We start from the raw sequence: 17,635 nt of genomic DNA, 5'->3' as shown, positions 1-17,635 counted from the left end.
CCGTTATTTCTATGGAGAGGAACTCGATGAGGATCAATCGCGCGATTCGTTGGGGAATCGGCGTCATGGCAGTCGCCGTCGTCGCGTCCGGCTGCGGCGGAGGTGAGGAGAAAAGCGCTTCTCAGAGTGCATCCGAGGGCAAGTTGACCGTGGGCATCAAATTCGACCAGCCTGGTCTCGGGCAGCGTAACCCCGACGGAAGCTTCAGCGGCTTCGACGTCGAGGTGGCCGAATACGTGGCCGGTAAGCTGGGCGTCGCACCCGAGAACATCGAGTTCAAGGAGTCGCCGTCCGCACAGCGCGAGACCCTGATCCAGAACGGTGAGGTCGACTACATCGTCGCCACCTACTCGATCACGGACGCCCGCAAGGAAAAGGTCGACTTCGCGGGACCGTACTTTATTGCGGGACAGTCACTTCTGGTGAAGTCGGAGAACACCGACATCACGGGCCCCGATTCACTGCGCGGCGGAAAGAAGTTGTGCTCGGTCACGGGTTCCACGCCCGCGCAGAAGGTCAAGGACCAGTACGCCCAGGATGTGCAGCTGCAGGAGTTCGACACCTACTCCGCCTGTGTCGAGGCCCTGCGTAACGGCGCGGTCGACGCCGTGACCACCGACGACATCATCCTGGCCGGTTACGCCGCCCAGTACCCGGGTGAGCTGAAGGTGGTCGGTGAACCCTTCACCGAGGAGCGGTACGGAATCGGCCTCGCCAAGGGCGACGACGAAACCCGCGGCAAGATCAACGACGCCGTCGACGCGATGATCGCGGACGGTTCGTGGCAGACCGCGTTCAACGACACCGTCGGAGCTTCCGGCTACCCGCTGCCTGCACCGCCGACCGTCGATCGTTACTGAGTATTTTCTCTCCGTGTCGGACGGCCTCGCTTCGGCGGGCCGTCCGACACGGTTCGACTCCAACCACCGGGATCTCGGGAGACGGTAAGTGGACCTACTGAGCAAGTACAGCGATCAGCTGATCGACGCCTTCTGGACGACGGTGCAACTCACCGCCTTCTCGGCCATCGGCGCGCTGATACTCGGCACCATCCTCGCCGCGATGCGGGTGTCGCCGATTCCCGTCGCACGCGGCGTCGGCGCCGCGTACGTGACAATCTTCCGGAACACTCCCCTGACACTCATCATCATTTTCTGTTCGTTCGGGCTCTTCCAGACGATGGGCGTCACTCTCGCCCCCGAACAGTCACCGACTTTCTTCACCGAGAACAACTTTCGGCTCGCCGTTCTGGGTTTGAGCGTCTACACCGCGGCCTTCGTCTGCGAGTCGCTCCGGTCCGGTATCAACACCGTGCACGTCGGGCAGGCCGAGGCCGGACGGTCACTCGGCCTCACGTTCTCTCAGAATCTGCGCCTGATCGTGCTGCCCCAGGCTTTCCGCGCCGTGACCGCACCCCTGGGTAGCGTCCTCATCGCCTTGACCAAGAACACCACGATCGCCTCGGTGATCGGCGTCGCCGAGGCGTCACTTCTCATGAAGGAGATGATCGAGAACGAGGCCGCAATCTTCGTCGTCGGTGGCATCTTCGCCCTCGGATTCGTGGTTCTCACACTGCCGATGGGCCTTCTGTTCGGCTACCTGAGCAAGCGATTCGAGGTTGCACGATGAGCAATTCCGCCACTGTCCTCTACGACGCCCCCGGACCCCGCGCGCGGAACACCTACCGCTTGATCTCCGTGGCGGTGGCCGTCGTCCTCCTCGGCATCGGTTACCTCGTCTTCGTAGCGCTCGACGACAAGGGACAGCTGACGTCCGCGAAGTGGAATCCCTTCGTCGAGTCGACATCGTGGACCACCTATCTGATTCCCGGCATCCGCGGAACGCTCGTGGCTGCAGCCGTGTCGATCGTGTTTGCGTTGATTCTCGGCGCGATTCTCGGTATCGGCCGACTGTCGGATCATCGACCGATTCGGTGGATTGCCGGCGGGGTCGTGGAACTTTTCCGTTCCATCCCGGTGCTGATTCTGATGATCTTCTCGTACCAGCTCTTCGCCGAATACGAGGTCTTCAAGTCGAAGTATCTGGCCCTCGCCGCCGTCATCGTGGGTCTCACTCTCTACAACGGTTCGGTGATCGCCGAAATTGTGCGCGCAGGGATCAACTCACTCCCCAAGGGGCAACGTGAGGCGGCGATGGCCCTGGGTATGCGCAAAGGCCAGATCATGCGGACGATCCTCCTTCCGCAAGCCGTCACGGCGATGCTGCCGGCCATCATCTCGCAGATGGTGGTGGCTTTGAAGGACTCCGCTCTCGGTTACCTCATCGGGTACGTGGAGGTGGTGCGCTCGGGGCAGCAACTCGGCGCCTTCTACGGCAACTACCTGCCCGCGTTGATTGTCGTGGCCATCATCATGATTGTGCTCAACTCGACACTGACCGTCGTGGCGACCCGAGTGGAGAAGCGACTGCGTTCCGGTCGCAAGGGTGGAGCGATCCCCCCGGCGGACATCGGGGTCGTTCCTGCGGTCTCGGTTCCGGGACTGGACATCACCGACAAGAGACTGTGATGTGGAGCGGCAGGGTGGAACGCCGTCCCACCCTGCCGTAACTGCCGGAATGCTGCGGGGCTCACCCGTCGTCGAACATTCCGTCGGTGTCGTCGCCGAGGTGATCGAGCTGCTCTTTGACCACCTCGAATGCCATTCCCTGTGAAAAGCCCCGGCGCGCAAGCATCGACACGAGGCGTCGAACTGCCCGGTCGCGGTCGTCGACGGAAAGCGTCCGCAGCTTCTTCGCGACCAGTTCTGTGGCCCGTTCGCGTTCGTCTTCGTTGTCGATCTGTGCGAGCGCCTCGCTGGCGTGCTCCTGGCCGATGCCTTTGCGGCGCAATTCCATGGCTAGCGCCCGCTTGCCTTTGCCGGAGTAGGTGTGCCGCGACTGGACCCATTGCTGGGCGAAGTCGGCGTCATTGACCAATCCGACTTCGCTGAGGCGATCGAGTACACGTTCGGAAATATCGGCCGAGTAGCCCTTCTTCGCGAGCCGCTCGGACAGTTCTGCTCTGCTTCGGGCACGATCCGTGAGGAGACGCAGGCACAATTCCTTGGCCTGCGTCTCTGTCCCACCTTCGCCCGTCGGACGCACGGTCTCTTCCCTAGAAGTCGACCGGGGCAGCGTCGTCCGTCACAGCGGTCACGTCGGCCCCGATCCCGAGCTTTTCCTTGATCTTCTTCTCGATCTCGTCCCGGATATCGGTGTTCTCCAGCAAGAACTTTCGGGCATTTTCCTTACCCTGCCCCAACTGGTCGCCTTCGTACGTGTACCAGGATCCGGACTTGCGGATGAACCCGTGCTCGACGCCCATGTCGATCAGCGAGCCTTCCTTGCTGATTCCGAGGCCGTAGAGGATGTCGAACTCTGCCTGCTTGAACGGCGGGGCCACCTTGTTCTTGACGACCTTGACGCGCGTGCGGTTACCGACCGCGTCCGTGCCGTCCTTGAGGGTCTCGATACGCCGAACGTCCAGGCGCACCGAGGAGTAGAACTTCAGCGCTTTACCGCCCGTGGTCGTTTCGGGGGAACCGAACATGACGCCGATCTTCTCGCGCAGCTGGTTGATGAAGATGGCGGTGGTGCCCGAATTGCTGAGCGCACCAGTCATCTTGCGCAGCGCCTGGCTCATCAGACGGGCCTGCAAACCCACGTGGCTGTCGCCCATTTCGCCTTCGATCTCGGCACGGGGGACGAGCGCCGCCACCGAGTCGATCACGAGAATGTCGAGGGCGCCGGAACGGATCAGCATGTCGGCGATTTCGAGTGCCTGCTCGCCGGTGTCGGGCTGCGACACCAGCAGGGCATCGGTGTCGACACCGAGCTTCTGGGCATAGTCGGGATCGAGAGCGTGCTCGGCGTCGATGAAGGCGGCGATGCCGCCGGCAGCCTGGGCATTGGCGACCGCATGCAGAGCGACCGTCGTCTTACCCGACGACTCCGGGCCGTAGATTTCGACGACTCGGCCCCGGGGCAGGCCGCCGATGCCGAGGGCCACGTCCAACGCGATGGAACCGGTCGGGATGACAGCGATGGGCTGACGCACACCTTCGCCCAGGCGCATCACCGAGCCCTTGCCGAAGTTCTTGTCGATCTGCGCAAGCGCCAGGTCGAGCGCCTTGTCGCGATCGTGTGCTTGTGGTGCCATCGTCGGTCCCCATTCTCGAGTTCGTCTGTGCTCTGCGGTCAGGTTAGATCCAGGTACCGACACGAACCGTGACCACTGAACATCTCCAGCATAGGGGAACGTGTGTTCGATTGTCGCGATCGGGTGTTCGACACGCCGCCCGGATTGCCGGCCGCCTGATCAGGCGGCGGTGCCGCTCATCTGCACCGCGGCGGTGCCGCTCATCTCCACCGCGGCGGTGCCGCTCGTCTGCACTGCGGCCTTGCCGCTCATCTACCCCGCGGCGGTGCCGCTCATCTACCCCGCGGCGGTGCCGCTCATCTACGCTGCGGGGGACGTCGAATTCGGCGCAGAGTTCTCGCCACACTTCCCGTGGTTCGCGGCCTTCCTCGATGGCTTCGGCGGCGGTTTTGCCACCGAGGCCGAGGAGGACGTGGTCGACGAGCAGTGCGTCGCCGCGCATCTGCCCGAACTCGTCGCGGACCAGTTGGTGAAATTCGGTCAGTCGCACGTTTCTACGCTAGCGGACGCGCGCGGCGCAGGTTGTCATCGCAGCGCTCCACGGCACACTTCGACGGGATCATCGACTTCGGCGACGGTTTTCGCGGCCCGTTGTGCCGCCTCGGTGAATGCCGCGTGGGACAGCACCCGTTCCACCGCGGCACGAAGAGCATCCGGGCTCGGTGGTCGGACGATGACGGCGCTCCCCTGCCGGACGGCTCGGTTGGCCAGTTCCCATTGATCGCCGCCTCCGGGCACTACCACGACCGGAACTCCTGCAAGCAGCGCCTTTGCGAGCATCCCGTGGCCACCCCCGCAGACGACGACGTCGGCATGCTGCAACATGACGTCCTGCCGTCCGAGCCCGGCGCGCGCCCAGGCCGGGACCGTCGTCGGCGCTCCCTCCAGGATGGAGGCGATCACCCGCACTCCGGCTCCCCCGAGTCCGCTGAGGGTGGTCTCGAGCATGCCTTCGGCGCCGGTGAAGGCGGTGGACGGCGCAACCATGACCAGCGGATCGCTGCCGTCGGGGACGGGTAGCACCTCGTCGGTGGGTTCCCACAACAGCGGGCCGACCACATACGTCTCCGCAGGCCAATCGGGTCGCGGCACCTCGAGCGCAGGAAGGGTGGCGATAAGTCGGCGCACAGGCCCCGGGTCCTCGCTCGGCAGTCCGACACTGACGCGCGCCTGCGTGCGCTGCCGCTCACCCTGCCGGATCGATCGTGCCGTCGCGGCCCGCATGAGGGTATCGCGAATCCGGCCGCGGACACCGGTCCCGGGAGCGAGACCACTACCGATCGGCGGCAATCCCTTCGACGGTGCGTAGAGCGGATGCGGTGACAGTTCGATCCAGGGGATCCCCAACCTCTCGGCGGCCATTCCTCCGCCCGCGGTGAGGATGTCGGATACCACCAGGTCGGGGTTCATCGCGCGCAGGTCGGGCAAGAGTTCGGTGGAGATGTGCGCGGCCCGTCCGTGGATGCGCGCGCCTACGTCGAGATCGTCATCGATGGGCCGCGGTGCGAGGCCCCTCAGCAGTTCGGTGGGCACTCCGGCGGCCCGTGCCGGCTCGATCCAGCGGGCGCCTGTGAACAGGACCGGTTCGTCGCCCGCCTCGATGAATGCCAGGCACAAGGCAAGGGCAGGAAAGGCATGTCCGGGATCCGGCCCGGCGACCACAGCGACTCGCACGAGCACAGGGTGTCACACGGCCGTCGTCACCGAGTCTCGAACGCCGATTCGGCAGCGCCCAGCGCCCGCGCCCGGTCGGCCGCGACGAGCCCGATCCGGGTACGCCGGTCGAGGAGATCATCTACGTCGAGCGCGCCCTCGTGCGAGACCCCGAAGTCGAGTTCGGCACGGCTGACGTCCAACCCGTCCGCAATCGGCGCCAGCATGGCAGGGTCGGCGGCGACCAGCGCGGCTTCGGTTCCGTAGCGGGCGATCAGCGACGGCGGCGCGGCCACGTTTCGCAGGGCGTCCGGGGAGGCGGCACCGACGAGCGGCAGTGCGCGAGTGCGGCAGGGACCCGCCGGCAGTCCTGCGAGCTCGACGACGGCGTCGACCGCGTCTTCCGCCATCTTGCGGTAGGTGGTCAGCTTGCCACCGACCACGCTGACGAGTCCCGTGCTGGAATGCAGGACCGCGTGGTTGCGAGACAGGTCGGCCGTCGAGCCGTCGCCGGTGTGGAGGAGAGGGCGCAGACCTGCGAATGTACCCAGAACATCCGAGCGTCCCAGCGGGTTCTCCAAAGCAGTGTTGACTGTGGCCAGCAGGAAGTCGATCTCCTCCTCGGACGCGGCCGGGATGTCGGGCACAGGCCCGGGTGCCGCCTCGTCCGTCAAACCGAGGTACACCCTGCCCAATTGGGCCGGCAACGCGAAGACGAAACGATTGGACGCCCCCGGGATGGGCACGGTCAGCGCGGCGGTGGGATTGCCGAGGCGGCCTGCGGACAGCACGAGGTGCGTGCCACGACTCGGCCTGAGACTGATGTCGGGGTCGATCTCCCCCGACCAGACCCCCGCCGCGTTGATCACCGTGCGCGCCTCGATCACCATTTCCGACCCGGTCAACTCGTCACGCAGTGTGGCCGACGTGCCGGTCACCTTGTACGCGCCCGTCCGTGTGAGAATTTTCGCGCCGTGCATCGCTGCCGTACGGGCGAGACCGATCACGAGTCGAGCATCGTCGACGAGCTGTCCGTCGAACGCGACGAGACCGCCTCGCAACCCCTGCCTGCGCACTGCTGGGGCGAGCTCGGCCACACGGTCGGGACGCACCGTCCGCGACCTCGGCAGGATGGTCGGCGACGTGTGTGCCCCGGCGCGCAAGATGTCGCCCGCGAGGAAACCCGCGCGAACCAGGGTCTTGCCGAACACGGTGGTGGAGTCGAGGACGGGAACCAGCTGCGGCAGTGCCCGGACGAGGTGTGGGGCCGTCCGGGTCATCAGAATCCCCCGTTCGATCGCACTTTCCCGTGCGATACCGACGTTGCCCGACGCCAGGTAGCGCAATCCCCCGTGCACGAGCTTGGAACTCCACCTGCTGGTTCCGAACGCGAGGTCGCGTTTCTCGACGAGCACGACATTCAACCCCCGCGTCGCGGCATCGAAGGCCACACCGGCGCCGGTCACGCCGCCACCGATCACGAGTACGTCGATGCGCCCGTCGTCTGCCAGCTGGTGCAGTTCGCGGGTCCTGCGGTCGGCATGGAGCGCCGAGGGGTGAGTCGAAATTCCGTCGTTCACCGAAGTCCTCCAGCGCTCTCGTGGTTCGGTGGTGCAAGGTAGGCACCGATCGCCCGGCGCAGCTCTCCGGTAAGCGCATCGTCGGGTAGTTCCTCGGCGACCATTGCCGCTGATTGGACCGCGGACTGCGCGACGAGCAGCACCATGGTGGCGATGTGGCGACTGTCGCCGGCGCGCACGGAGTTCTGTCGCTGGCCGGCAACCACGGCGAGTGCCACCCGGTCGATGATCGCTTTCTGGCTGGTTCCCAGGCGCTCGAGGACGTATGTCGTGAAGAGTTCCTGATCCGAGCGCAGAATCTTGACGAAGAGCGGATGATGTCGCACCGCCGCGGAGACATCGACGACAGCGTCGACGAGTTGGTCGTAAACCGGCTCGTCGAGTGTGAATGCCGGGGTGAGATCGGCGATCTCGCGCGTCATGAGGTCGGCGACCACCGCCCGGGTGTCCGCCCAACGACGGTAGACCGTCGGTCGGCTGACCCCCGCCCGGCGCGCGACCTCGGCCAGGGTGGTTCTGCGCAACCCGAAGTCGAGGATGCAGGAACGAGCTGCGTCGAGTATGGCGTCGTCGACGCTCGGCGTGCTGTCGTCACGCGACAGAGGATTACGGATAGACATCGTGTGTAACACCGTAACGCATCGGCGATGTTCTCACCTCGGCACCGCAGTACTTAACTGTGCTCGAGACTGTGGGCGTCGGCCGTCAGTGGAGGGCGCGGACACGTAGTTCGGGAATCGTAGGGTTTCCGTCAAGGCCCGAGTCTTGAACCGACACCGCAAGCCCCCGCCACGCCGGCGCGGGGTGCCACAGCGCTTCAGGAAGGCGGAGTCACTCGAAGTAGTAGAGGTCGAAGCCGACGGCGCGGTCGGCTTCGAATCCGGGCTGTGGGGCGGTGACCGCCTCGACCTGGGCGCGCGCCTGTTTTCCCACGGGGATGTCGGACAGCGCTTCGAGATAGCGTGCATGCTCGGCGAGTGACAGCACGGCTCGATCGACGGTGTCCGTGACGTCGACCGCGTGAGTGGGTTGCATGGTGTTGACCGCGACCCAGCGCACGCCGCGCCACGGCGGCAGTCCCCTCTCCCCCAGTTCGGGAAAGATCCACTCATTCGCGGCATCCGCTGCGGCATCGAGGACACTGCGTCCGAGGGCGCGATGGTCGGCACTGTTGGGCTGCCCGGGACCCCAGGTATCGCCGAAGTGTGCGGTCACCACCATGTCGGGGCGATGACGCCGAATGGCCGCAGCGAGGTCGCGGCGCAGATCCAGACTTTCGACGAGCCGCCCGTCGGGGTAGCCGAGAAACTCCACTTGGGACACCCCGACGACGGCCGCCGAGCGACGCTCCTCCTCCTCGCGGATGGGACCCGATTCACGAGGGTGCAGTCCCGCGATTCCGGCTTCGCCACTGGTCGCGAGCACATATCGGATGTCCTTGCCCTGTGCGGTCCATCGGGCGATCGCCGCTGCCGCCCCGTATTCGATGTCATCGGGGTGGGCGACGACGACGAGCCCGCGATGCCAGTCCTCAGGTACCGGTTGCATGGTTCGAGACTGCACCTCAGAGGCGTGTGATGTCAGACTTCTCGCCGGATCCGGACATCGCCTTGTACAGGAGGTATGCCCCGAACACGACGGCACTGACGACAAGTACCCAGAACAGGCCCTCGATCAAGGCACCGACGACGGCCAGCGCGATCCAGATCAGCACGATCGCCAGAACGATTTTCCAGAACATGACTTCCTCCACTCACATCTCCCCGATCGATTCCTGCGCGACATCCGATGGACCCCACTCGTCGGGTACGCACACCAGCCTGGCACGTAGCTGCTCGTAAAGCACCAGGTCATCGCAAAGATCAGGGAAAGTTCAGGGTTGTCCCCCACTCCCCTGAGCCCGGACGGCGCCGGTCACGACGCCATGGGAAAGACATGACCGAGCTCAGCGGTATCGGCGCACGATGTCGTCGATCTCGCCGAGCGCCGCGGCGAGGCCGGCCAGCTTTTCGGTAGCCGACACCAGCTCCGCACGTTCGGTGGCAAGGCCGCCCACCGCCCCGGACGCGCCGGGAACCGTGACTTCGGCGGCAGCAGCTACCAGTTCCTCGAATTGATCGACGCCGTCGTCGAGTTGTGCAGCGGCGGACGCGATGGCCCGGTGGAGCGACGGCGCTGCCGCCCGGCTTCCGGCGGCGGCGCTCTCCATCTCCGCGATATCGACGGCGACCGCGTGCAGAGCGGCCGCCGCGGACCGCGCTGTGCGGTGGGTGTCTTCGATGTCATCCGGCCTGATCGCCGCCGAACGACTGAGCACCCCCAGAATTCCGTGGAGTGCGCGCTCGCTGTGCACGAGCCGCTCCATCGGCTCCCGGGCGGCCGAGGAGGGCGACGGAAGGGACCGTCGGTCAGGGCGGCCCGGCGGCGGCACGACGGCGTCGAGCTTCCGGTAACGGTTCAGCGCCATCACCGCCGGCAGCGCGAACACGACCGCGCCGCCGCCGGCCATCACCATCGACCATTCGGGAGCAGCGGCGAGGGCGAGGCCCGCAGCACCGGTCGCCGAGGATCCGGACAGGACGCCGTAGCGCTGCGCCCACCGGCGAGCGCGTCGCTTCCTCCGTAACAGGCGTTCGCGCGGATCACGCCAGCGCTGAGCAGCCTCGACGACCGACTCACCGGCGTCCCGCAAGGCGCCCTGCACTCCAGCGAGGCCGGATACGACAGTGGCCGACCGGACGACACGTCCGGGTCGGCCACCTCGGGTGGAACTCATGGGGATCAGTGTTCGGCTACTGACCCGCAGTGCCGGTCTGGCCCGCGGCGGGAGGCTGCTGATTGGCGGCTGGGGTAGCCGGGGCGGCGGCGGTCCCACCGGAAGGGAGCGCATCACCCTTCATCGACGCGCGGATCTGCTCGAGGCGGCTGTGGCCTGCCATCTGGATGCTGGCCTGCTGCACTTCCATCATGCGACCGGAGACCGAGTTCTGGGCGAGTTCGGCGGAGCCCAGTGCGTCGGCGTAGCGGCGTTCGATCTTGTCGCGCACGGCGTCGAGGCTGGGTGTATTGCCGGGCGCGGACAGCGTGCTGTCCATCGAACGCAGCGACTCGCTGACCCGCTCCTGCATCTTCGCCTGCTCGAGCTGACTGAGCAGCTTGGTGCGTTCCGCAACCTTGGACTGCAGTGCCATCGCGTTCTGCTCCACGGCCTTCTTTGCCTGCGCGGCGGCCTGGAGCGACTGATCGTGCAAAGCTTTGAGGTCTTCGACGCCCTGCTCTGCTGTGACCAGTTGAGCAGCGAAGGCCTCGGCGGCGTTGGTGTACTGGATCGCCTTCTCGGTGTCACCGGCAGCTTGCGCCTGATCAGCCAGGTTGACGGCCTGCCGGGCATTGGCGTTCAGCTTCTCGACCTCGTCGAGTTGACGGCTCAGCTTCATCTCGAGCTGGCGCTGGTTGCCGATGACAGACGCGGCCTGCTGTGAAAGGGCCTGGTGCTGACGCTGCGCATCCTCGATCGCCTGCTGAATCTGAACCTTGGGGTCAGCCTTCTCATCGATCTTGGAATTGAAGAGCGCCATCAGGTACTTCCATCCCTTGACGAAAGGATTAGCCATGGGTTTGATCCTGCCTCCATCTGTTGCGCCGCGCGATGCGCGACCCGATGCGCGACCGTCACGCACCGGAACAAGGGCTGCGCCCCGACTGCCTGTCTGACCACCGAAGACGAGATCGGCGTTACGTGAAATCTATCGGTTCGGCGGGCGCGGTGCTACGCAGCAGCGAGTGCCTGCGCCGTCGGCGCGGGAATCACGACCCTCGTGTCGCGGGCGATGGTCGTCGAACCGGCCCGTGCGGACACCTCGGCCGAAGCTCCGTCAGCCGCACGCTCGGCCGACGATCGGTCGGACAGCGACTCGCTGACGTCGACGAGGACATCGGAGAGTGGAACCTCCAACGCATCGCAGATCGCCGCCAGAAGCTCGCTCGAGGCCTCTTTACGCCCCCGCTCGACCTCGGACAGGTACCCGAGGCTCACTCGCGCACTGTTCGACACCTCACGCAGGGTCCGGCTCTGCGAAACGCGCGTGCGCCGAAGACTGTCACCGATTGCCTCACGCAATAGCAGCGCCATCTCGCTCCTCCTTCATCCGTCACCTGTCTCGCCTACTCAACGCGCGAACAGGACCGATTGGTTCCCGACCTTAGCCTGCGGATGTTTCCTGCATGCGATCGAGGAGTTCCGACACGGCCGCAGAAACCGCAGATTTACGGATTCCCCATCTGTCGCCTGCCAATCGCAGTTCGAGCACCGAGTGCCCACCGGCACCGGCGATTCCCAGGAATACCGTGCCGACGGGGTGCCCGTCCTGCGTGTCCGGGCCCGCGACACCGGTCAGGCCGATCCCCCAGTCGGCGGCGCAGCGCACGCGTGCAGCCTCGGCAAGTCCGCCGGCGGTGGACGCCGAGACGGGTCCGTCCGCGGCCAGCGAGACGGGATCCACGCCTGCAAGCGTCTCCTTGAGATCTGTCGCATAGACGACGAGGCCGCCGCGGAGGATCTTGCTGGCGCCCGGAACGCCCGCGATGGTCGCCGCGAGAAGTCCCGCCGTCAGTGATTCCGCAGTCGCGACCGTCTCACCGCGCCGGGTCAGCAGATCCACCAGTTCGCCCACGCGGGTGCCGGGGGTCAACGGGTCGGTCATGCGCCGGTGCCCGCCCTCATCTCGACTCGGTGGACCCCGGCGCGTAGACGAACGGCCTGGACGACATAGTCGAGCCCGGTGATCACCGTCAGTGCCACGGCAGCGCCCATGAGTACCCAGCCGGCGACATCGAAGGCGTCGGGAAGTGGCAAGAGGTAGAAACCGATCGCGATCGTCTGCACGAGTGTTTTGAGCTTTCCTCCCCTGCCTGCCGGAATGACGGCGTGGCGCAACACGGCGAACCGCAGCAGGGTGATGCCCAGTTCACGTACCGCGATGACGACCGTCACCCACCAGGGCAGATCGCCCAGCACGGAGAGACCGACCAGTGCGGCACCGATCAGCGCCTTGTCTGCGATCGGATCGGCGAGCTTGCCGAAATCGGTGACCAATCCGTATTTACGGGCCAGCTGACCGTCGATCCGGTCCGTGATGGCCGCCACCGCGAACACGCCTGTCGCCACCAGCCGCCACACCAGCTCGTGACCGTCGCCGATCAGCAGTACGACCAGGAAGACCGGCACCAGCAAGATCCGCAGGATCGTCAGAATGTTAGCGATGTTGAGTAGTGGCACCTGCGTCTCACTCGCCGGCTCGACAGCGGGGTTCGGAGCCGTCGGGTCATCTGCCGACGGCCGATCCTCACGCTGCGTACTCATCGGCACACCACGGCGTCGAACTGCGCCCCTGGACGTCCTGGGGATCGGGGAGAAGTCAGAGGCGGTACCGGCACGTGCCTAAGAATATCGGTAGGGCTGTTGGCTAATGTTCACGCCATGACATCTCGGACGCCGAACACCGCCGACAATCAGCTGATCGTGCGGCGAGCACGAACCTCCGACGTGCCCGAGATCAAGCGTCTGATCGACATCTACGCCGGCAAGATTCTGCTCGAAAAGAATCTCGTCACCCTGTACGAATCCATCCAGGAGTTCTGGGTCGCCGAGCGTGACGGCGCTGTAATCGGTTGCGGCGCAATGCACGTCCTGTGGGCCGACCTGGGCGAGGTGCGCACCATCGCAGTCGATCCGCAGGCGAAGGGCCGGGGTGCGGGCCACCAGGTGGTCGCAAAACTGATCGAGGTCGCGCGCGAACTCGAACTCGAACGACTCTTCGTGCTCACCTTCGAGGTCGATTTCTTCGCCAAACACGGGTTCGTGGAGATCGACGGCACACCCGTCACCGCGGAGGTATACGCCGAAATGTGCCGTTCGTACGACACCGGTGTCGCCGAGTTCCTCGACCTCAGCTATGTCAAGCCGAACACCCTCGGGAACACCCGGATGCTCCTCACACTCTGACGAATCCCGGCATCCGGGACGAAATCGGCCCAGCCGCGAGTGAATTTTTCATACCTACAGAGAGCGAAAACATGTCACTGTTCGTAGTGGAGTACACCTATTCGGACGAGACCGCGGCCGGCCGCGACGAACACCGTGCCGCCCACCGGGCCTGGCTCGGTGACCTCGTCGAGCGCAAGACCGTACTGTCTTCGGGTCCGTTCGCCGACGGCACTGGTGCCTTCATCATCGTCGACGCCGCCGACGCCGAGACCGTGGAGTTGCTGTTCACCCACGACCCGTTTGCCGTCCACCACCTGGTGACGGCGTCCCGGATCGTGGAGTGGATCCCGGTACTCGGCGAGTTCAGTCTCTGACCCGCCGAGTACCGGCCCCCACCGGCGTTCCGCGAGTGAACGCTACGTGACGGAGCTCATGTTCCGCGTCTTGAGGAGGCTGGCCACAGTCGTGACGGCCAGCACCCCGACGATGACGGCGAGAGACGTTCCCGTCGTGATCTCGGGGACCGCGACGTGTTCCCCGCCGTTGACGAAGCCCAGCGTGTTCTCGTGGAGGGCGTGCAACACCAGCTTGACACCGATGAACGCCAGAATGATCGACAGCCCGTAAGACAGGTACACGAGCCGGTCGAGCAGCCCACCGATCAGGAAGTACAGCTGGCGCAGTCCCATGAGCGCGAACGCGTTGGCGGTGAAGACCAGGTACGGCTCCTGAGTGAGGCCGTAGATCGCCGGAATCGAGTCGAGGGCGAACAGCACGTCGGTGAAGCCGATGGCGACGAGTGCCAGAAGCAGCGGTGTGACCACGCGCTTGCCGTTGATCCTGGTGACGAGCTTGTCGCCGTCGTAGGAATCCGTGGTGGGAAGAACCTTCTTCACCAGGGCGACGATCCTGCTGTCGCGTTCCTCCTCGACCTCTTTCTCGTGCCCGTGGTCACGGACCAGCGTGTACGCGGTGTAGATGAGGAACGCGCCGAACAGGTAGAACACCCAGCTGTAGGTGTTGATGGCCGCCGCGCCGACGGCAATGAAGATGCCGCGCATCACCAACGCCATGACGATGCCGATCAGCAGTACCTTCTGCTGGAACTCCCGCGGCACGGAGAACATCGCCATGATGATCACGAAGACGAAGAGGTTGTCGACCGACAGCGCTTTCTCGGTGACGTAACCCGCGAAGTATTCCCCGCCGTACTGGCTGCCCCAGAGCCACATCACGATCAATCCGAACAGGATCGCGATGGCGATGTACACCGTCGACCAGAAGGCCGACTCCCGGAAGCTCGGGGCGTGCGGGGTGCGCACGTGGGCGAAGAAGTCGAAGACGAACAGTCCGAGAATCACCACACAGGTGATGACCCAGACCAGCGGCGAGACATGCATGTAGACAGACCTCCGGTAGACCTCGTTGGGTACCGGAGGTCTCTCCCGCCGAGTCGAACCGAGGTCCGACCGACTGGCAGCCCCGGATCGGCAATGGTGCCGATCGTGCTGACGATGCTGCCACAGAGGTGGGGATACTCCCCTCCAAGTCGCTGACCATTCAACCACATCGCGCCGGAATCGCACATTTCGGACACTGCGTCCGCTCTACTCGTCGGACGGGGCCTCGTTCGGATCTCCACCGCGGATCGACCACAGCAGGCCGTCCAACTCATCGGGCTTGATCAGAACCTCACGTGCCTTGGAGCCTTCGCTGGGTCCGACCACACCCCGAGTTTCCATCAGGTCCATCAACCGGCCGGCCTTCGCAAACCCGACACGCAGTTTGCGCTGCAGCATCGACGTGGAACCGAACTGGCTGGACACGACGAGTTCGACCGCCTGCAGCAGCACGTCCATATCGTCGCCGATATCTGAGTCGACATCCTTCTTCTCCCCGACCTTCGCCGCGGTGACACCCTCGGTGTACTCCGGCTCCGCCTGGTTCTTACTGAAATCGACCACCGCCGAGATTTCTTCGTCGGTGATGAAGGCGCCCTGAAGACGGGTCGGCTTGCCCGCACCCATCGGGAGGAACAACCCGTCGCCCATACCGATCAGCTTCTCGGCACCGGGCTGATCCAGGATGACTCGGGAGTCGGTGAGCGAGGACGTCGCGAAGGCGAGTCGCGAGGGCACATTGGTCTTGATCAACCCGGTTACGACGTCCACCGACGGTCGCTGCGTGGCCAGCACGAGGTGGATGCCGGCTGCACGCGCCTTCTGGGTGATGCGCACGATTGCTTCCTCGACATCGCGCGGCGCGGTCATCATGAGGTCCGCGAGCTCGTCGACGATGGCGAGAATGTACGGATACGGACGGTAGACCCGTTCACTTCCGAGTGGGGCAGTGATTTCCCCGGACTTCACCTTGGAGTTGAAGTCGTCGATGTGACGCACCCGATTGGCCTGCATGTCCTGGTAACGCTGTTCCATCTCTTCCACCAACCAGGCCAGCGCGGCAGCGGCCTTCTTGGGCTGGGTGATGATGGGCGTGATGAGGTGCGGAATGCCCTCGTACGGCGTCAGTTCGACCATCTTGGGGTCGATGAGGATCATCCGAACCTCGTCGGGCGTCGCGCGCGAGAGCAGCGACACCAGCATCGAGTTGACGAAGCTGGACTTACCGGAGCCGGTCGACCCTGCCACGAGCAGGTGCGGCATCTTTGCCAGGTTCGCGCTGACGAAGTGGCCCTCGATGTCCTTACCGAGGCCGATCACCAGCGGATGGTGGTCCTTCCGCGTCGAAGGCGCGGTGAGGACGTCGGCCAGGCGCACCATCTCGCGGTCTGAGTTGGGCACCTCGATACCGACGGCGGACTTTCCGGGGATCGGCGCCAGCAGGCGCACGTTGTCGGTGGCGACGGCATACGCGATATTGCGGGCCAGAGCGGTGATCTTCTCGACCTTGACGCCGGGACCGAGTTCCACCTCGTACCGGGTGACGGTGGGGCCCCGGGTGAACCCGGTGACCGCGGCATCGATCTTGAACTGGTCGAGGACCTCGGTGATCGCCTCGATCATCGCGTCGTTGGCCGAACTGCGCTTCTTCGGTGGATCACCGTCGATCAGCAGCGACGTCGGAGGCAGCGTGTAGTCACCCTCCACAACCCGATCGGTCACGAACTTGTCGACCTCGGGCAGCGGCGGCTCCGGTTCGGGTTCCGGCTTCGGCGCCACCACCGGCTTGGTCTTGGGGCGAGCGGGTTTCGGCGTCGGAACAGGTGGCGGCGGCACCGGCTCCGCCGCGGTCTCGGCGTCCCAGAGTCCGAGGACTTCCGTCTTCGCCGTGTCGCTCACGGTGTATTCGTCGGTGGGATAGTTGTCGGCCGGTGCGCCCTTCGGTCCGGACGCGTAGTCGTCCACCGGGTAGCCGTCGGCGTCGAACAGCGTGGGGTCGTATTCGCCGTCCTCGTAGTACTCGCTGTCGTAGTCGGCGTAGTGGTCGCGGCCGAAGGAAGTGCCGAAGTACGCCTGCAGCTTGCCGGGGACTTCGCGCACCGTGGTCCCGGTGACCAGCAGGACGCCGAAGAGCGCTGCCATGAGCAGCAAAGGAGCGGACAACCACACGGTCAGTCCGTCCGTCAACGGGCCGCCCGCCGCATAGCCGACGAAACCCGCACCCTGCGCGCGGCCGTCGGCGTCGGTGGGGGCGCCACTCGCAATGTGCCAGAGACCCAGTGCGGGCAACCCCACCAACAGCGACCCGAGCACCAGTCGCGGCCGGATCTCCGGCTTCGGCTCCGTTCGCATCAGTACGACGGCAATGCCGACGCCGATCACGGGCAACACCGCGGAGGCGCCGCCGAATACCGCCCGGACACCGGTTTCGATCCACTCCCCCACAGGACCGCCCGCAGAGAACCAGATGCCTCCGGCGATGACGACACTCATCGCGATCAGGCCGAGGGCGATTCCGTCGCGCCGATGTCCTTGTTCGATCTCGGCAGCCTTACCGACGGTGCGGGTGGTTGCCCCGACACCCTTGGCCACCAGCGACCATCCGGCGCCGATGCCGCGGCCCACCGACTTCAACGGGCTCGCGCCGGACGCCTTCTTCGCCGCCGGCTTTCTGCCACCGCCGCGGGCGGCACCGGCACGCGGCGAGGTGGCCTTACGCGGAGTGCTGACAGTGCGGGTCGTCCGCGACTTCGGCTTGGACGCAGACGAGGCACCCCGCACGCCCGTCCTTGCCGTGGACGTCGTCGTGCTCGAACCGCGGGCGCTCGCCTTACCTGCCATGGTTCTCAGATTAGTC

Annotated in this window: 19 protein-coding genes and 1 pseudogene; 5 read left to right on the top strand and 15 right to left on the bottom strand. The window is 65.4% G+C overall.

The genetic code is table 11. The features are described 5' to 3' along the window. Window positions 1–26 precede the first annotated feature (26 nt). The 3 genes from R4P95_RS08070 to R4P95_RS08060 all read left to right on the top strand — a co-directional run bounded on the left by R4P95_RS08070 (window position 27) and on the right by R4P95_RS08060 (window position 2,528). Window positions 27–860: a glutamate ABC transporter substrate-binding protein gene (locus R4P95_RS08070; RefSeq protein WP_213571735.1), complete on the top strand. Its 834-nt coding sequence runs from the start codon at window positions 27–29 to the stop codon at window positions 858–860. Between the two features lie 88 nt (window positions 861–948). Further along, complete coding sequence (locus tag R4P95_RS08065; protein ID WP_213571734.1) at window positions 949–1,629, top strand: amino acid ABC transporter permease; 681 nt, start codon at window positions 949–951, stop codon at window positions 1,627–1,629. Continuing rightward, a complete protein-coding gene (locus tag R4P95_RS08060) occupies window positions 1,626–2,528 on the top strand; it encodes an amino acid ABC transporter permease (protein WP_317746559.1) in 903 nt (300 codons plus the stop codon). The genes R4P95_RS08065 and R4P95_RS08060 overlap by 4 nt, the downstream gene beginning before the upstream one ends. Before the next feature lie 61 nt (window positions 2,529–2,589). Here the strand turns inward: R4P95_RS08060 and recX are convergent, their stop codons facing one another. The 13 genes and pseudogenes from recX to pgsA all read right to left on the bottom strand — a co-directional run bounded on the left by recX (window position 2,590) and on the right by pgsA (window position 12,754). Beyond that, a complete protein-coding gene (gene recX / locus R4P95_RS08055; protein ID WP_249353691.1) occupies window positions 2,590–3,105 on the bottom strand; it encodes a recombination regulator RecX in 516 nt (171 codons plus the stop codon). A 10-nt stretch (window positions 3,106–3,115) separates the two neighbouring features. Further along, on the bottom strand, window positions 3,116–4,159 hold the full coding sequence (recA, locus tag R4P95_RS08050; RefSeq protein WP_317746558.1) for a recombinase RecA: 1,044 nt from the start codon (window positions 4,157–4,159) through the stop codon (window positions 3,116–3,118). A gap of 310 nt (window positions 4,160–4,469) precedes the next feature. Further along, window positions 4,470–4,649: pseudogene (locus R4P95_RS08045) on the bottom strand (DUF3046 domain-containing protein); the annotation flags it as partial. Window positions 4,650–4,684: 35 nt separating this feature from the next. Then, entirely contained in the window at window positions 4,685–5,833 is a 1,149-nt protein-coding gene (locus tag R4P95_RS08040; protein ID WP_317746557.1) for a glycosyltransferase, read from the bottom strand. A 26-nt stretch (window positions 5,834–5,859) separates the two neighbouring features. Beyond that, window positions 5,860–7,392, bottom strand: a complete 1,533-nt coding sequence (locus R4P95_RS08035; protein ID WP_397517642.1) for a glycerol-3-phosphate dehydrogenase/oxidase — start codon at window positions 7,390–7,392, stop codon at window positions 5,860–5,862. Then, window positions 7,389–8,012: a TetR/AcrR family transcriptional regulator gene (locus tag R4P95_RS08030; protein WP_213571730.1), complete on the bottom strand. Its 624-nt coding sequence runs from the start codon at window positions 8,010–8,012 to the stop codon at window positions 7,389–7,391. The genes R4P95_RS08035 and R4P95_RS08030 overlap by 4 nt, the downstream gene beginning before the upstream one ends. A 211-nt stretch (window positions 8,013–8,223) precedes the next feature. Then, window positions 8,224–8,940, bottom strand: coding sequence for a PIG-L deacetylase family protein (locus R4P95_RS08025; RefSeq protein ID WP_213571729.1), 717 nt, complete (start codon window positions 8,938–8,940; stop codon window positions 8,224–8,226). Window positions 8,941–8,956: 16 nt separating this feature from the next. Further along, window positions 8,957–9,133, bottom strand: coding sequence for a hypothetical protein (locus R4P95_RS08020; protein ID WP_201453468.1), 177 nt, complete (start codon window positions 9,131–9,133; stop codon window positions 8,957–8,959). A gap of 204 nt (window positions 9,134–9,337) precedes the next feature. Next, window positions 9,338–10,168: a phage shock envelope stress response protein PspM gene (pspM, locus tag R4P95_RS08015; protein WP_317746556.1), complete on the bottom strand. Its 831-nt coding sequence runs from the start codon at window positions 10,166–10,168 to the stop codon at window positions 9,338–9,340. Between the two features lie 16 nt (window positions 10,169–10,184). Beyond that, on the bottom strand, window positions 10,185–11,006 hold the full coding sequence (gene pspA, locus R4P95_RS08010; protein WP_159926303.1) for a phage shock protein PspA: 822 nt from the start codon (window positions 11,004–11,006) through the stop codon (window positions 10,185–10,187). A gap of 155 nt (window positions 11,007–11,161) precedes the next feature. Continuing rightward, entirely contained in the window at window positions 11,162–11,524 is a 363-nt protein-coding gene (locus tag R4P95_RS08005) for a helix-turn-helix domain-containing protein (protein WP_213571725.1), read from the bottom strand. Window positions 11,525–11,594: 70 nt separating this feature from the next. Beyond that, window positions 11,595–12,095, bottom strand: a complete 501-nt coding sequence (locus R4P95_RS08000; RefSeq protein WP_317746555.1) for a nicotinamide-nucleotide amidohydrolase family protein — start codon at window positions 12,093–12,095, stop codon at window positions 11,595–11,597. Next, a complete protein-coding gene (gene pgsA / locus R4P95_RS07995) occupies window positions 12,092–12,754 on the bottom strand; it encodes a CDP-diacylglycerol--glycerol-3-phosphate 3-phosphatidyltransferase (protein WP_213571723.1) in 663 nt (220 codons plus the stop codon). The genes R4P95_RS08000 and pgsA overlap by 4 nt, the downstream gene beginning before the upstream one ends. A 117-nt stretch (window positions 12,755–12,871) precedes the next feature. Here pgsA and R4P95_RS07990 point away from each other — a divergent pair, with 117 nt between their 5' ends. Next, on the top strand, window positions 12,872–13,396 hold the full coding sequence (locus R4P95_RS07990) for an amino-acid N-acetyltransferase (protein WP_159926295.1): 525 nt from the start codon (window positions 12,872–12,874) through the stop codon (window positions 13,394–13,396). 71 nt (window positions 13,397–13,467) lie between these two features. Beyond that, on the top strand, window positions 13,468–13,752 hold the full coding sequence (locus R4P95_RS07985; protein WP_317746554.1) for a YciI family protein: 285 nt from the start codon (window positions 13,468–13,470) through the stop codon (window positions 13,750–13,752). A gap of 42 nt (window positions 13,753–13,794) precedes the next feature. On the opposite strand, the gene R4P95_RS07980 is transcribed toward R4P95_RS07985, so the two are convergent. Both R4P95_RS07980 and R4P95_RS07975 read right to left on the bottom strand, forming a co-directional pair. Beyond that, window positions 13,795–14,778: a TerC family protein gene (locus tag R4P95_RS07980; RefSeq protein ID WP_317746553.1), complete on the bottom strand. Its 984-nt coding sequence runs from the start codon at window positions 14,776–14,778 to the stop codon at window positions 13,795–13,797. Between the two features lie 207 nt (window positions 14,779–14,985). Then, window positions 14,986–17,619, bottom strand: coding sequence for a DNA translocase FtsK (locus R4P95_RS07975; RefSeq protein WP_213571720.1), 2,634 nt, complete (start codon window positions 17,617–17,619; stop codon window positions 14,986–14,988). Window positions 17,620–17,635: the final 16 nt, after the last annotated feature.

The sequence above is a fragment of the Rhodococcus sp. IEGM 27 genome, from assembly GCF_033142305.1.
Lineage (GTDB): Bacteria > Actinomycetota > Actinomycetes > Mycobacteriales > Mycobacteriaceae > Rhodococcus_F > Rhodococcus_F oxybenzonivorans.
This window is presented reverse-complemented; position numbering and strand designations above follow the sequence as displayed.

Bases quoted from the DNA above. Each gene is read 5' to 3' on its own strand.
- R4P95_RS08070 (WP_213571735.1), top strand. From the start codon at position 27: ATGAGGATCAATCGCGCGATTCGTTGGGGAATCGGCGTCATGGCAGTC.
- R4P95_RS08060 (WP_317746559.1), top strand. From the start codon at position 1,626: ATGAGCAATTCCGCCACTGTCCTCTACGACGCCCCCGGACCCCGCGCG.
- recA (WP_317746558.1), bottom strand. From the start codon at position 4,159: ATGGCACCACAAGCACACGATCGCGACAAGGCGCTCGACCTGGCGCTT.
- R4P95_RS08030 (WP_213571730.1), bottom strand. From the start codon at position 8,012: ATGTCTATCCGTAATCCTCTGTCGCGTGACGACAGCACGCCGAGCGTC.
- R4P95_RS08025 (WP_213571729.1), bottom strand. From the start codon at position 8,940: ATGCAACCGGTACCTGAGGACTGGCATCGCGGGCTCGTCGTCGTCGCC.
- R4P95_RS08020 (WP_201453468.1), bottom strand. From the start codon at position 9,133: ATGTTCTGGAAAATCGTTCTGGCGATCGTGCTGATCTGGATCGCGCTG.
- pspM (WP_317746556.1), bottom strand. From the start codon at position 10,168: ATGAGTTCCACCCGAGGTGGCCGACCCGGACGTGTCGTCCGGTCGGCC.
- pspA (WP_159926303.1), bottom strand. From the start codon at position 11,006: ATGGCTAATCCTTTCGTCAAGGGATGGAAGTACCTGATGGCGCTCTTC.
- R4P95_RS08005 (WP_213571725.1), bottom strand. From the start codon at position 11,524: ATGGCGCTGCTATTGCGTGAGGCAATCGGTGACAGTCTTCGGCGCACG.
- R4P95_RS08000 (WP_317746555.1), bottom strand. From the start codon at position 12,095: ATGACCGACCCGTTGACCCCCGGCACCCGCGTGGGCGAACTGGTGGAT.
- pgsA (WP_213571723.1), bottom strand. From the start codon at position 12,754: ATGAGTACGCAGCGTGAGGATCGGCCGTCGGCAGATGACCCGACGGCT.
- R4P95_RS07990 (WP_159926295.1), top strand. From the start codon at position 12,872: ATGACATCTCGGACGCCGAACACCGCCGACAATCAGCTGATCGTGCGG.
- R4P95_RS07985 (WP_317746554.1), top strand. From the start codon at position 13,468: ATGTCACTGTTCGTAGTGGAGTACACCTATTCGGACGAGACCGCGGCC.
- R4P95_RS07980 (WP_317746553.1), bottom strand. From the start codon at position 14,778: ATGCATGTCTCGCCGCTGGTCTGGGTCATCACCTGTGTGGTGATTCTC.
- R4P95_RS07975 (WP_213571720.1), bottom strand. From the start codon at position 17,619: ATGGCAGGTAAGGCGAGCGCCCGCGGTTCGAGCACGACGACGTCCACG.